Origin of the sequence: Corynebacterium sp. HMSC067D03, from assembly GCF_001811185.1 — a bacterium.
GTDB classification, from domain to species: Bacteria; Actinomycetota; Actinomycetes; order Mycobacteriales; family Mycobacteriaceae; genus Corynebacterium; species Corynebacterium coyleae.
On record NZ_KV803837.1, the window covers coordinates 1 to 11,885 of the forward strand.

The following is an 11,885-nucleotide window of genomic DNA, read 5'->3' on the forward strand; positions in this document are numbered from 1 at the left end:
CGCCGCAGGTCAGCGCGTACAGATGGGTGTACTACTGGCGCGCAATCTTGCTTGTGGCCGAAGGGCTACTGAACTACATCTTCATCTTTGAGTTTGATGTGTTGATGGGCTACGGCCTGACCGCCCTTGCGGTGGCGCCGATTATTGCGCGCAGCGAGCGTGTGCAAAAGGTATGGATGTGGCTGGCGCTGAGCGCACATGTCCTTGTCATGTTGCTGTTCTCCGTGGGCACCTATCTGCTTAACAGTATTCCGCTCGACGAGATCGAGGGTGGCGAGGATATCCCCACGTTTGACCAGTCGTTTGCGCTCTACACCGCAACCGACAGCTATCCGGCGATGGTGCAGGCGCGTATCGACGACTTCTTCGGCGGCAGGTTCGAAATCCCAATCATGTTCGTGATGGGCATCGGTGTGTTTCTCCTCGCGGCCAGGTTGTACCGCGCTGGACTATTCCAACCCGCCGGGGCGGGGTTGCGTCGCAAAGTAATGCTCGTCGGCCTTGGTGTTGGTATCCCGCTGGACTGGGGGCTGCGCTTGTTTGCCACCGGCGCATCCGCATCGTTGACGCGCTACGTCACCTCGACGGTAGTGGCGTTCGGTGTCCTCGCGCTCATCGCGGCCTTCTACATCCGCCGCGACAACACGCTTGGTGTGGTGGGAACCGGTTTGGCTGCAGTCGGTCGCACCGCGCTGACGTGCTACATCCTGCAGAATGTGCTCGCCTCTGTGGTGTTCTACGACTTCGGGTTTGGTCTAGCCCGGTACGTAGAGGGGCCTGCCGGCACCTTGCTCGTGTGTGGGGTTTATCTCGCGTTGTGTGCGCTGCTTGTTGCCTTCAGCATGTTGTGGCTGAAGCGCTTCCAGCGGGGACCGTTTGAAATTGTCATGCACCGGGCTGTCGACATGGTTGCGGCTAAGCAACGGCCAGCAGTGCAGCGGTAGCGGCAATGACGGTAACTGGTGCCAGGAGTAGGCCCCACAGGATGAACCCGCGCCACGGTACTGGGGCCTTTGCGCGGCGGAGTTGATCTGCCCACAGCAGTGTGGCGAGCGATGCCCATGGGGTGATCACCGGGCCGACATTGACGCCGATCAGGAGAGCCAGCACGCTGGCCGGATCGCTGACTGCAGGTTCGAGCATTAAAAAAGCAGGGATGTTGTTGATCGCGTTCGCTGTGGTCGCGCCAGCAGCTGCAATTGCTAAGGGGTGTGTGCCGGCGAGTTGCTGCACGGCGGACGAAATATCGCTGATCTGCAGGGCCAGTGTCGCCACCGCGGAGAAGGCAGTGGCAAGGCTGAGCGCCGACCACGGGATGAGTGGAGCAATGCCGTCGCGCCGTCCGGTCGGGCCCACCGCACACCACATTGCGATGGCGGCGACGGTGCTCGTCAGCCAGTAGGGGATCGGGCTGAGGAGTGCGAGGACGGTGACGCCCAGTGCCGCGAGGGCGGCCGTTGGTCGGGGGAGGATCGACGACGCTTCGGGCATAGGTTCGGCTGCTGCGCTGCGGTATATCGCCCGGGCTGCGTAGGACGCTGCCACTGCGACCGCCACTGCCACGGCTGCAGGGGCGGCGGCGAGTTTCACGTATTCACCGGTGGTGGAAAACGCGTCGCCGCCCACCGCCAGCAAATTCGTCAAGTTGGAAACCGGCAAAGGCATGGACGCAAAGTTGGCAATCCACACCACGGAAAGCGCCACCGCCGGCACCGGGAGGCGGAAGCGGGAGGCGAGTTGCACCGCCAGCGGGGTCAGCATGATCGCAGTGGTGTCGAGCGAGAGGAACGCCGTTGCGGCGACACACAGTGCGAGAAACCCCGCCAGAACGATCTCTCTGCGTGACGTCGTGCGCTGCAACGCGCCAACCAGCCACTCGAAGGTGTGCACACGAGCAGCGAGATTGACGACGACAGACATGCCGGCCGCGAAACCGAGTACTGGAACAAGCCGAAGGGCAACTTCAGTGGCGTCGTTCAGGGACACTGCGGCGAGCACGGCGAGACTGGCGATTGCTGCCAGCGGCAAAGAAAACGAGGAAAGATTCATGGCGGGGTTGAGGGGAAGTGGTGGATGAGCAGGGCGGAGGTCGTCGATAAGCGAGTTGCAATGATTAGGTCGCAGCGTAAGTGAGCTGTATGCTATTTCGAGTTGTCCGGCAACCGTCGGATGAAAAGACCATTTCGCACCCAACTCGGGCACGATCCTTAATGTAAGGAACCGACCCGTAGTTCAATCCTGAGGGAGACGAATACTAATGAGGAAAGACATTCACCCGGATTACCACCCGGTGATTTTCCAGGACGCGAACACGGGCCACAAGTTCCTGACGCGCTCCACCCTGACTTCCGCACGCACCGAGCAGTGGGAGGACGGCAACGAGTACCCGCTCATCGTGGTTGACGTGACCGCAGAGTCTCACCCGTTCTGGACTGGCGCTCAGCGTCTCATGGACACCGCTGGCCGTGTTGAGAAGTTCAACCAGCGTTTCGGTGGCATGGCACGCCGCAAGAAGAAGTCCGCTAACTAAAGGGCGTAAAGGAGCACAATCATGGCAACCCCTAAGTTCAAGATGTCCCGCGCTAACACGCGCATGCGCCGTTCCCAGTGGAAGGCCAACAACCCTGACTTGGTCAACGTCAAGATCGACGGCCGCGAGGTGCAGATCCCGCGTCGTCTGGTCAAGGCAGCTCAGGCTGGCCTGATCGACGTCGAGCAGTTCTAAGCTTCCGCAAGGTAAAACTCGCGCAAAAATACCGGGTTCCCACAGGTGGGGCCCGGTTTTTTAATGCCGTTTTCACTCTTAGAGGAAAATAAGTCATAATATCCGCATGAAAATTCTCGTTGCCGATGACGAACAGGCTGTGCGCGAGTCACTGCGTAGGTCGCTTCGTTTCAACGGATACGACGTTGTCCTCGCCGTAGATGGTGAGGATGCGCTCGACCAGATCCGGTTAGAACAGCCGGATCTGACCATTTTGGACCTTATGATGCCAAAGCTTGACGGCCTCGGTGTCTGCCGTACGCTGCGTTCTTCGGGCTACGATGGCCCGATTCTTATGCTGACGGCGCGCGATGGTGTCGCGGACCGTGTGGCTGGCCTCGACGCTGGTGCGGACGACTACCTGCCTAAGCCGTTTGCGCTTGAGGAGCTGCTGGCCCGTGTCGGTTCGCTGCTGCGTCGCTCCCGTGCGGAGTCGCGCCACAGTGAGCAGAAGGATTCGACCACGCTGAAGTTCGAGGACCTGACCATGGATACCTCGACGCGTGACGTGTTCCGCGATGGCCGACCGATCTCGCTGACTCGTACGGAGTTTGCGTTGCTGCACCTGCTGATGCAGAACCCGCGCCACGTATTGGCCCGTCAGACCATTCTTGAGGAAGTGTGGGGCTACGACTTCCCAACCTCGGGCAACGCCCTGGAGGTTTACATCGGTTACTTGCGTCGTAAGACTGAGGCTGGCGGTGAATCTCGCCTTATCCATACTGTGCGTGGTGTGGGTTACGTGCTTCGGGAGACTGCTCCGTGATGTTGCGCGTCGCGTCTGGCGATGCCTATGAGACCCGCCTCGGGGCAGGTCATTCCTTGCGCCTGAAATTGGCGGTGCTGTCGGGCTTCATTGTCGCTGCCGCAGTTGGGTTAACGACGATGCTTGGCATGTGGCTGTCTACCAAAACCCACGAAGGCGTGTTGGATACTGAGCTGCGGAGCAAGACGTTGGGGATGGCTCGCCAGCTCGACGGGGCCTCGGAAGATCAGATCCGCTCTGAAATTGCGGCGTTTCGGCGATCAAACCCGTTGACAAGCATTGCGGTTTCAGGGGCAGACTCGAACCTGTTCTTGGGGGATCCGGTATCAATTTCAGGGCCGTATTTGCGTACGGAGAGCGGCGATTCGGTATCCGTGCGCTCAGTCAACGGTAAGCGTGTTGTTGTGCGCCAAACACCGGATGGGATGGTGGTTGCCGCATCTCGGACAGAGGACCCGTACGGTCGCATCTCTGGAAGCCGGGCGGCGGCAGCGCTGGTGGTTATCGGTGTCGGCAGCCTGGTGGCGTGGATTTCTGGTGCGTTCATTTCGGCGGTGGGCTTGACTCCGGTGCGCAGGCTGCACCGTGAGTTGGACAACGCTAACGAGTCGAGTGGGCCGCGTGAACTTCCGGTGGAGGGCGACGACGAATTTGCGGAGGTGACCTCTTCGATCAACGCCTTGGTGAGGTCGTTGGAGGAGTCCAAGAAGCGTCAGGCGCAACTGGTGGCGGATGCGGGCCATGAGCTCAAGACGCCGTTGACATCGATGCGCACCAACATTGAGTTGTTGATGATGTTGCATAACTCGGGCCGCCAAGACCAGATTTCGGCCGAGGACCGGGCCGATCTGGAACGTGATGTGCTTGCCCAGATGGAAGAGATGTCGATTCTGATCGGCGACCTGGTGGACCTTTCTCGCGACGAGTCGCATGAGACCGAGCCGGAGGATTTCCGCCTCGACGAGGTGCTCGAAGAGGCGCTGGACCGTGTGCGTCGTCGTCGCCCCGATGTGACGTTCTTGTTCCACGCCGACCCGTGGGTCATTCGTGGTGATCGTTTTGCCATGGGACGTGCTCCGATCAACTTGATCGATAATGCTGCGAAGTGGTCGCCGGAGGGTGGTGCAGTGCGTGTGTCGCTTAAGGCGGCGAAGCGCAACGCGGTGCTTATTGTCGACGACTCGGGCCCCGGCATCCCACCCGAGGAGCGCGAGAAAGTCTTTGAACGGTTCTACCGTTCCCCGGAGTCGCGCGCTATGCCGGGTTCTGGCCTGGGATTGGCGATTGTGAAACAGGTGATGGACCGCCACGGTGCGACAATCGTGGCGGAAGAGTCGGATGACGGTGGCGCCCGTTTCCGGGTGGTGTTCCCGGGACGTCCTCCGGAGGACGAGACGGCTGAGGATCTTATAGTCGAAGACGAGAACGAGACCCGCGTCATCCCGAAGAAAAGCTACAGCTAAACCCGTACAGAAAATGTACAGAAAACACTACGTTTCGTTTGGTGAGGTCGCAAGCGCCGCCACAGCGCGGTAGGGCATACTCGCAATCCATGAGCAATACGCGCGATTTCGGAGAGCAACCCAACGATGAAACCTCGAGCTTTCCGCACCAGACAACTGAAAACTACGACCAGGCACCGTATGTGCCAAGCGGTGGCGTGTACACGGTTCCGCCGCAATCCCAGGCTCCGAAGCGTCGCGCAGGCGTAGGAACCGCCTTTGCGGTTGCGTTGGTGACAGGCCTTGCAGCCGGTGGTGGTGCGGGTTACGTTGCGGGGTCGGCGGGGTCGTCGCAAAGCGCAGATGCTCCGAGTGGAGAGCAGGCGCAAGAAAACGCCCTGGAGAATCCCTCTGTGTCGAATGCCGCGGAGGCACCAGATGGATCGGTAGAGAAGGTGGCGGCGCAGGTGCTGCCGTCGGTGGTGTCCATTGAGGTGGCCACGCGCTCTGGTGGGGCGGAGGGATCCGGCTCCATCATTTCCTCTGATGGGTATGTGCTGACCAACCACCATGTGATTGCCGCAGGTGCGCAGCCGGGGACCGAAATTCAAGTCACGCTCAACGATGGTTCTCGCCACCGCGCGCAGTATGTTGCCTCCGATGTGAACACCGACATTGGCGTGCTCAAGATCGAGGGCGTAGACAACTTGCCGGTGGTGCAGTTCGGCAATTCTAATGACCTGCGTGTGGGCCAGCAGGTCGTGGCGGTCGGCTCGCCGTTGGGTCTGTCTGCGACGGTGACCTCAGGTATTGTCTCTGCGCTCAACCGACCGGTGCGCGCGAGCCAGGGTGGCGGCGAGAGCTCGCTGATGGACGGCATCCAGACGGATGCGGCGATCAACCCCGGTAACTCGGGCGGCCCGTTGGTGGATATGAACGGCAACCTGATCGGTATGAACTCGGCGATTGCGTCGCTGTCCCAGAGCAGCTTTGGCGGAGAGAGCTCCGGCGGTTCGATCGGTCTTGGGTTCTCCATTCCGTCGAACTTTGCCAAGCGAGTGGCGGACCAGCTGATCCGTAATGGTGAGGCGACGCAACCGATGCTGGGTGTGCAGGTCAGCATCGCCCAGGCCATCACTGGCGGCGCTGTGGTTGCTGCGGTGGAGCCGGGCAGCCCCGCGGAGCAGGCGGGCCTGAAACGGGGAGATGTGATCACGCGGTTGAATGACCGACTTATAGATTCAGCCGACGCGTTGATTGCCGCTACCCGTTCACAGGACTTTGGCCAGACAGTGACGCTGCAAGTGGAGCGTCAAGGAGAAGGTGAGCCGATTCCGGTAGAGGTGACCCTCAGCACAGAGTAAGTTCTTTAGAGACTTGCAATATTTTCTCACCGCGCTGACGGACGGGAGCCCGTTTTACGATGACTGAACTGTATGACTCGGTTGATCTTGCTGATCTGGACATGAACGAGCCGGACGATGCAACCCTTCGTGCCTCTGAGCTGGAGCAGGCTGCGCCGGAATCGCCGCGTGCCATTGTTGTGTTGGTGGGGGATCGTCGATACGACGCCCCCGGCGATAACACCGACAAGATGGTGGTGGAGCTCCTTAGCGAGTTCAATTACCGGGTTGACGGTGTGGTGCGGGTGAAGTCGAAGAAGTCCGACATCCGCAAGGCGATTGAGACCGGTGTCGTCGGTGGTGTGGACTTGGTGCTCACGCTCGGTGGTACGGGTGTTGGTCCGCGCGATAAGACGCCGGAGGCGACGCGCGGCATCATCGATAAGGTGGTGCCGGGGGTGAGCCAGGCGATTCGGGCGTCGGGGCAGGCATGTGGCGCGGTTGATGCGTGCACCTCCCGCGGCATTTGCGGTGTATCCGGCTCTACGGTGGTGGTGAACCTGGCGTCGAGCCGTCAGGCGATTCGCGATGGCGTATCGACGATTGCCCCGCTGGTCACCCACCTCATCGGCGAACTCAACCAGTACTCGGTGTAGATAGCGCGCGGTGACAGTGCAGATGGAACGCAAGAGAAGAAGAGTCGTGCGTCGTGCGGATGTGGATTACGACCGCACGGCGGATAAGGCGCCGTCGCAACAACGCAAAAGCCCGGCGTTCGACGGCGAGCGCGAAGTGCTACTCGATGACGAAGAGCCGGGCTTGACTGGCCGCGCCTTCTACGAAGAGCAGCGGCCGCCGCATCACGGGGATTAGTTCAGCGGCTTCTGGGTGGAGTTCGGGTTCTGGTTGGACAGCAGGTCGCGGATTTCCGCGAGCAGCTCGGTCTCGGTCGGAGCCGGCTCCTCTGGGTCGACGCCCTTGTGACGCTTCTGTGCCTCGTCGAGCTTGTTCATCGGCATGACCAGCAGGAAGTAGATCACTGCAGCGATGAGCAGGAAGTTGATGATTGCGGTGATCAGTGCACCGAAGTCAACGAAGGTAGCCTCGTTGCCCTCACGGACGAAGAAGCCGAGGCCGGAGTAGTCCACGCCGCCGAGGGCTGCGAGGAACGGGTTGATGATGGAATCGGAAAATGCGGTGACGACAGCGGTGAAAGCTGCACCAATCACAACGCCAACGGCAAGGTCAATGACGTTGCCGCGCATGATGAAATCTTTAAAACCTTGAAGCATGTTAGGGAATACTAGGCGGTTGTATATGACGACTCAAAAGTAAGGTCAATGGGCCATCCAGCGAGGCTGCAGCAACGGCTTCCGCTTGAGACTGCCGAAAAAGCACAAGAACTGTACCTTTCTCACCTGATGTGACCACGCGGCCGCCAGTCGCGACAGTGCGCGGCCCTTGTGCGATCACGTCCACCCGTGCACCGTGATGCAGCAGCGGAATGATGTCTGATTCCGCGACCGGAACCGGCACCAGAGAGAACTCTTCGCCGGGTGGTTCCTCCGCAATCAAGGTTGCGGTGAGATCCGGTCCGACAAGGCGTGTGGAGGTCACCACCTCGCCAGCTGATGCCGCCGCGGCAAGAAGTTGGCCCTCCGCCAGCGCGAGATCAGACAGTGCCCCCTGCGGTACTGCGTCAGCTGGAAGTCGCCGCAGGGCCACGTCCTCGCCGGTAAGCGTCGTGCCGGGCGCAACCTCACGGGCAAAGACAACCACCGCTGGATCATCGCGGGACACACCGACGATGACGTGCAACGCCGAGGCGATGACAAGCACCACCGCAACGATGCGGCGAATGATGACAGACCGGCGGTATCCGGGCGTGCGCAACTGCGCGAACTGTGCGTGAAGGTCCATGGGTATCTGACGGACCCTGCGCTACCCCGGTTCCCTCAGACCCTAAAAAATCCGCTTGGGGTGATGATGTAGTCCACGGGTTGGTCGTGGTCGTCGCAAGGCACGGCGTCCACGATGTCCTCGTCGTAGACCACCGCGGCCACCGGTACGTTGAGTCCTGCAAGCGCACGGTCGTAATAGCCTTTGCCTTTACCTAGGCGCATCCCGCCTCGGTCCACCGCGAGTGCCGGCGCGACGATCAACCCGCACGAGCGCAGCACCCGGGAGGTGAATCTCGCGCCGGTGGGCTCGACGACTCCGAGTGCACCGGCTGTACCAGCATCATCGTCTGCGGCTGGGGACCACGCCAGCTCGCCGCTGCTGAGCGAGATCGGCAAGAACACCGTGCGGGCGGGCCCGGTAAGACGTGTCGCGAAATCGGCTGGGCCCGGCTCAGTAGCCAACGGGTTGTAGGCCGCGATGTTGGTCCCCACCGCATTCGTCTCACGCAAACACGCCAGTGTGTGCGACACAATCGCGTCGTCAAGTGACTGCTTACGTGCAGTGTCTGCGGCTAATTCGCGCCGGGTGGAGAGGTGGGCTCGTCGTAAAGCATCTTTTGCATTGACGGCTGGTGTGGATTGGGACACGGAACTCCTTGGGTCGCTCACCGGGTTTACAGGGGCGTCAGGTTAAGCTCATGACTTATGCGGAATTCTACTGACCACACTGCTGCGGCCCAGGCTGCCACGGACGGCAACGCGTTTTCGTTGAAGACGGTTGTTGTTCCTGCTGCTGGTATGGGGACGCGTTTTTTGCCGGCGACGAAGACTGTGCCGAAGGAGTTGCTGCCGGTGGTGGACACTCCGGGCATTGAGTTGATCGCCCAGGAGGCTGCGGCCTGTGGTGCGCAGCGTTTGGCGGTGGTGGTGGCGCCGAATAAGGAAGAGATCATGCGCCACTTCGGTGACTTTGCCGAGTTGCAGGATCTCATGGTCGCGCGCGGCAAGGAAGAGCAGGCTGAAAAGGTTGCTCGTGCTGGCGAGCTGATTCAGGCTGTTGCGGTTGAGCAGGATCAGCCCCTCGGCCTGGGTCATGCTGTGGGGTGTGCGGAGCAGGCGCTTGACGACGACGAAGATGCCGTGGCCGTCATGTTGCCGGATGATCTTGTGCTGCCGATGGGGGTGATGGACAAGATGGTCGAAGTGCGCAATCGCCTCGGTGGGTCTGTGCTGTGCGCGTTTAACGTCTCGCGTGAAGAGGTGTTTAACTACGGCGTGTTTGATGTTGAGGATGCGGGGGAGTCCTTTGATGGCATCGAGGTGTTGAAGGTGCGTGGCATGGTGGAAAAGCCTGCCGTGGAGGATGCGCCGTCGACGCTTGTGGCCACTGGCCGGTACTTGTTGGATCGTGGCATTTTTGATGCGCTGCGTCGTATTACCCCGGGCAAGGGTGGCGAGCTGCAGTTAACTGATGCGATTGAGTTGATGATCTCTGAAGGCCACCCGGTGCACGTGGTGGTTCATGAGGGCAAGCGCCATGATTTGGGCAATCCGGGTGGTTATATTCCGGCGAATGTGGACTTTGGTCTGCACGATGAAAAGTACGGGCCGGCGTTGTACACGGCGTTGAAGAAGATCATCACCGAATACGAAGCAGAACACCCCGAACTGACAAACTAAGGCGAAAGTAAGGCGGGTACATCCATGCGCAGCGTTGAGGAGCAGCTTGCAGCGGTGATTGATGCTGCCGTTGCGCCGGAGCCCATCCGCGTCGCACTCACTGATGCCCTCGGGCTGCGGTGCGCGGAGGAAATCGCCGCCACCCGCCAGGTTCCCGGTTTTGCTCAGGCTGCCATCGACGGGTTTGCGGTTCGCGCCGTCGACGTCGGCGGTACCGCAGGTCTGCGCAGGCGACCAGCAGCTGGCGCCGAGGATGAGTCCGAAGCGGACGCCGAAGAGCAGAAGGCCCCGCGCCCGGCGCCCGATCGTGCGCTGCCGGTCGTCGGTGAGGTGCCCGCCGGATCTCAGAAGCCGCTGCGCCTCCAACCGCGCCAGGCGGTGCGTGTGGCCACGGGCGCACCACTGCCCACCCTGGCTGATGCTGTGTTGCCGCTGGAGTGGACCGACCGCGGCCGCAAGCGTGTGACTCCGCTGCGCCCCGTGCGCACCGGTGACTTTGTGCGCAAGGCCGGCGACGATATCCAGCCCGGCGACGTTGCTGTGCGCCAGGGCACCATCTTCGGTCCCGCGCAGGTGGGGCTGGCTGCTGCGGCCGGTCGCGACAAGGTGCTCGTTTACCCGCGCCCGCGAGTGACGGTGATGAGCTACGGTCTGGAACTCGTCGATTTGGAGCGCGATCCTGGTTTGGGTCAAGTCTTCGACATCGCTTCCTACGCTGTGGCTGCCGCTGCTGAAGAGGCTGGCGCTGAGGTGCAACGCGCGGGCATCATCAACGCGGAGCCGCGCCGCATGCGCGAGACCATCGCCGGTTACGTGGATAAGAGCGAGTGCATCATCATCACCGGCGCCGTCGGTGGCTCCGGGGCTACGGCGATCCAGGAGATCCTGCGCGAGATGGGGCAGATCGACACCACCCGCGTTGCCATGCACCCTGGCTCCGTTCAGGGCTTCGGCGTGCTGGGGGAGGAGAGGATCCCGGTGTTCCTCTTGCCCTCGAATCCGGTGAGCGCTCTGGTGATTACGGAGACCATCGTCCGGCCACTCATCCGCCGTGCCCTCGGGGCGCCGACGATCACGCGTCAGACGGTGCGTGCGCGTTCGTTGCGTCCGATGGAGTCCATCGACGGTCGTCGGGGCTACATTCGCGCCCGCCTCATGCGAGACAGCGAGACCGGCGAGTACCTCGTGGAGCCGCTGAGCGTGCTCGACGCCGGCCCGACCCACTTGCTGGCTGGGTTTGCGGAGGCCAACGCCATGATCCACTTGCCAGAGGGTGCCACCCACGTGCGCCCGGGCGACGAGGTGGACGTCGAGTTCATCCGGCAGCGCAGCTAGCGTGTTTGCCATGTTTCGCCCGCCCACACCGGGCTGGCCAGAACTGACCCCTGCCGTCGGGCTGCCGGACGGTGCGCGTGTGCAGTTGCGTCCGCTGCGCGGTAGTGATGGGGCGGATTGGTGTGAGACGCGCGTCGTCGATAGGCAATGGCTCGCGCCTGTCGAGCCCACAGTGGACGGCACCTGGGAGGACGCCCACTCGCATGCAGCGTGGCGCAACTCGTGGCTCAACCTCAAACGCATGGCGCAGCAGGGCACGGTGGTGCCGATGGTCATCGAGGTCGACGGCGCGTTTGCCGGCCAAGTGACGTTGGGCAACATCCAGCACGGGATCGTCTCCGAATGCTGGATCGGCTACTGGGTGCATTCGCCATATATGGGGCGCGGGGTTGCGTCGGCGGCGTGTGCACTCGGCGTGGATCACGCCTTTGGGCGCGTGGGCCTGCACCGTGTGACGGCGACGTATCTGCCGGGCAATCCTGCCTCTGGCAAGGTGCTGCGCACCAACGGCTTTGTGGAGGAAGGCTATTTGCGACGCAACCTGCACATCGACGGGCAGTGGCGTGACCATCACTTCGTCGCCATCAATATCGACGACTATCCCACGACCGCGGTGCAACGGCTCCGCCGCGCGGGTCGGCTTGTCTAGGTTGT

At 61.7% G+C, this 11,885-nt stretch carries 15 protein-coding genes; 11 read left to right on the plus strand and 4 right to left on the minus strand.

From position 1 onward, the window contains the following. Positions 1 to 944 (plus strand): DUF418 domain-containing protein (locus tag HMPREF2785_RS08210; protein ID WP_070614861.1); only part of this gene is annotated, 944 nt, incomplete at its 5' end. Here the strand turns inward: HMPREF2785_RS08210 and HMPREF2785_RS08215 are convergent. Beyond that, positions 916 to 2,049 (minus strand): SLC13 family permease, encoded by a 1,134-nt coding sequence (locus HMPREF2785_RS08215; protein ID WP_070614863.1) that lies wholly within the window; start codon positions 2,047 to 2,049, stop codon positions 916 to 918. The genes HMPREF2785_RS08210 and HMPREF2785_RS08215 overlap by 29 nt on opposite strands. A 208-nt stretch (positions 2,050 to 2,257) precedes the next feature. Between HMPREF2785_RS08215 and HMPREF2785_RS08220 the strand changes: the two genes are divergently transcribed. The 7 genes from HMPREF2785_RS08220 (at position 2,258) to HMPREF2785_RS08250 (ending at position 7,188) form a co-directional block, all read left to right on the plus strand. Continuing rightward, the gene (locus HMPREF2785_RS08220; protein ID WP_070421427.1) at positions 2,258 to 2,530 is read left to right on the plus strand and encodes a type B 50S ribosomal protein L31; all 273 of its coding nucleotides are present in this window, start codon (positions 2,258 to 2,260) and stop codon (positions 2,528 to 2,530) included. A gap of 21 nt (positions 2,531 to 2,551) precedes the next feature. Then, positions 2,552 to 2,725 (plus strand): 50S ribosomal protein L32, encoded by a 174-nt coding sequence (gene rpmF, locus HMPREF2785_RS08225; protein WP_070421426.1) that lies wholly within the window; start codon positions 2,552 to 2,554, stop codon positions 2,723 to 2,725. 106 nt (positions 2,726 to 2,831) lie between these two features. Then, positions 2,832 to 3,530, plus strand: a complete 699-nt coding sequence (locus HMPREF2785_RS08230) for a response regulator transcription factor (protein ID WP_070421425.1) — start codon at positions 2,832 to 2,834, stop codon at positions 3,528 to 3,530. Continuing rightward, positions 3,530 to 4,993, plus strand: coding sequence for a HAMP domain-containing sensor histidine kinase (locus HMPREF2785_RS08235; protein ID WP_070614865.1), 1,464 nt, complete (start codon positions 3,530 to 3,532; stop codon positions 4,991 to 4,993). Before HMPREF2785_RS08230 ends, HMPREF2785_RS08235 begins: the two co-directional genes overlap by 1 nt. Before the next feature lie 89 nt (positions 4,994 to 5,082). Continuing rightward, positions 5,083 to 6,336 (plus strand): S1C family serine protease, encoded by a 1,254-nt coding sequence (locus tag HMPREF2785_RS08240; RefSeq protein ID WP_083308940.1) that lies wholly within the window; start codon positions 5,083 to 5,085, stop codon positions 6,334 to 6,336. A gap of 59 nt (positions 6,337 to 6,395) precedes the next feature. Continuing rightward, entirely contained in the window at positions 6,396 to 6,971 is a 576-nt protein-coding gene (locus tag HMPREF2785_RS08245) for a MogA/MoaB family molybdenum cofactor biosynthesis protein (protein ID WP_070421423.1), read from the plus strand. A 10-nt stretch (positions 6,972 to 6,981) separates the two neighbouring features. After that, positions 6,982 to 7,188 (plus strand): hypothetical protein, encoded by a 207-nt coding sequence (locus HMPREF2785_RS08250; RefSeq protein WP_224212929.1) that lies wholly within the window; start codon positions 6,982 to 6,984, stop codon positions 7,186 to 7,188. Here HMPREF2785_RS08250 and mscL read toward each other — a convergent pair. Genes mscL through HMPREF2785_RS08265 form a run of 3 tightly spaced genes read right to left on the minus strand, consistent with a single transcriptional unit; the run spans position 7,185 to position 8,864 of the window. Continuing rightward, positions 7,185 to 7,607 carry a large conductance mechanosensitive channel protein MscL gene (gene mscL / locus HMPREF2785_RS08255; protein WP_070421421.1) on the minus strand — a complete coding sequence of 141 codons (423 nt, stop codon included), beginning with the start codon at positions 7,605 to 7,607 and terminating at the stop codon, positions 7,185 to 7,187. The two genes, HMPREF2785_RS08250 and mscL, sit on opposite strands and share 4 nt — an antisense overlap. A gap of 1 nt (position 7,608) precedes the next feature. Beyond that, positions 7,609 to 8,235, minus strand: a complete 627-nt coding sequence (locus HMPREF2785_RS08260) for an SAF domain-containing protein (RefSeq protein WP_070483680.1) — start codon at positions 8,233 to 8,235, stop codon at positions 7,609 to 7,611. 35 nt (positions 8,236 to 8,270) lie between these two features. After that, positions 8,271 to 8,864: a 5-formyltetrahydrofolate cyclo-ligase gene (locus tag HMPREF2785_RS08265; RefSeq protein ID WP_070614868.1), complete on the minus strand. Its 594-nt coding sequence runs from the start codon at positions 8,862 to 8,864 to the stop codon at positions 8,271 to 8,273. A gap of 57 nt (positions 8,865 to 8,921) precedes the next feature. Between HMPREF2785_RS08265 and HMPREF2785_RS08270 the strand changes: the two genes are divergently transcribed. From HMPREF2785_RS08270 to HMPREF2785_RS08280, 3 genes are read left to right on the plus strand one after another with little or no spacing between them, the layout of a single operon-like run. Then, positions 8,922 to 9,896: a UTP--glucose-1-phosphate uridylyltransferase gene (locus HMPREF2785_RS08270; protein ID WP_070483676.1), complete on the plus strand. Its 975-nt coding sequence runs from the start codon at positions 8,922 to 8,924 to the stop codon at positions 9,894 to 9,896. 24 nt (positions 9,897 to 9,920) lie between these two features. Next, on the plus strand, positions 9,921 to 11,231 hold the full coding sequence (gene glp / locus HMPREF2785_RS08275) for a molybdotransferase-like divisome protein Glp (RefSeq protein ID WP_070451748.1): 1,311 nt from the start codon (positions 9,921 to 9,923) through the stop codon (positions 11,229 to 11,231). Positions 11,232 to 11,241: 10 nt separating this feature from the next. Continuing rightward, complete coding sequence (locus tag HMPREF2785_RS08280; protein ID WP_070421481.1) at positions 11,242 to 11,880, plus strand: GNAT family N-acetyltransferase; 639 nt, start codon at positions 11,242 to 11,244, stop codon at positions 11,878 to 11,880. Positions 11,881 to 11,885: the final 5 nt, after the last annotated feature.

Bases quoted from the DNA above. Each gene is read 5' to 3' on its own strand.
- HMPREF2785_RS08240 (WP_083308940.1), top strand. From the start codon at position 5,083: ATGAGCAATACGCGCGATTTCGGAGAGCAACCCAACGATGAAACCTCG.
- HMPREF2785_RS08245 (WP_070421423.1), top strand. From the start codon at position 6,396: ATGACTGAACTGTATGACTCGGTTGATCTTGCTGATCTGGACATGAAC.
- HMPREF2785_RS08230 (WP_070421425.1), top strand. From the start codon at position 2,832: ATGAAAATTCTCGTTGCCGATGACGAACAGGCTGTGCGCGAGTCACTG.
- HMPREF2785_RS08235 (WP_070614865.1), top strand. From the start codon at position 3,530: ATGTTGCGCGTCGCGTCTGGCGATGCCTATGAGACCCGCCTCGGGGCA.
- glp (WP_070451748.1), top strand. From the start codon at position 9,921: ATGCGCAGCGTTGAGGAGCAGCTTGCAGCGGTGATTGATGCTGCCGTT.
- HMPREF2785_RS08280 (WP_070421481.1), top strand. From the start codon at position 11,242: ATGTTTCGCCCGCCCACACCGGGCTGGCCAGAACTGACCCCTGCCGTC.
- rpmF (WP_070421426.1), top strand. From the start codon at position 2,552: ATGGCAACCCCTAAGTTCAAGATGTCCCGCGCTAACACGCGCATGCGC.
- mscL (WP_070421421.1), bottom strand. From the start codon at position 7,607: ATGCTTCAAGGTTTTAAAGATTTCATCATGCGCGGCAACGTCATTGAC.
- HMPREF2785_RS08260 (WP_070483680.1), bottom strand. From the start codon at position 8,235: ATGGACCTTCACGCACAGTTCGCGCAGTTGCGCACGCCCGGATACCGC.
- HMPREF2785_RS08215 (WP_070614863.1), bottom strand. From the start codon at position 2,049: ATGAATCTTTCCTCGTTTTCTTTGCCGCTGGCAGCAATCGCCAGTCTC.
- HMPREF2785_RS08220 (WP_070421427.1), top strand. From the start codon at position 2,258: ATGAGGAAAGACATTCACCCGGATTACCACCCGGTGATTTTCCAGGAC.
- HMPREF2785_RS08270 (WP_070483676.1), top strand. From the start codon at position 8,922: ATGCGGAATTCTACTGACCACACTGCTGCGGCCCAGGCTGCCACGGAC.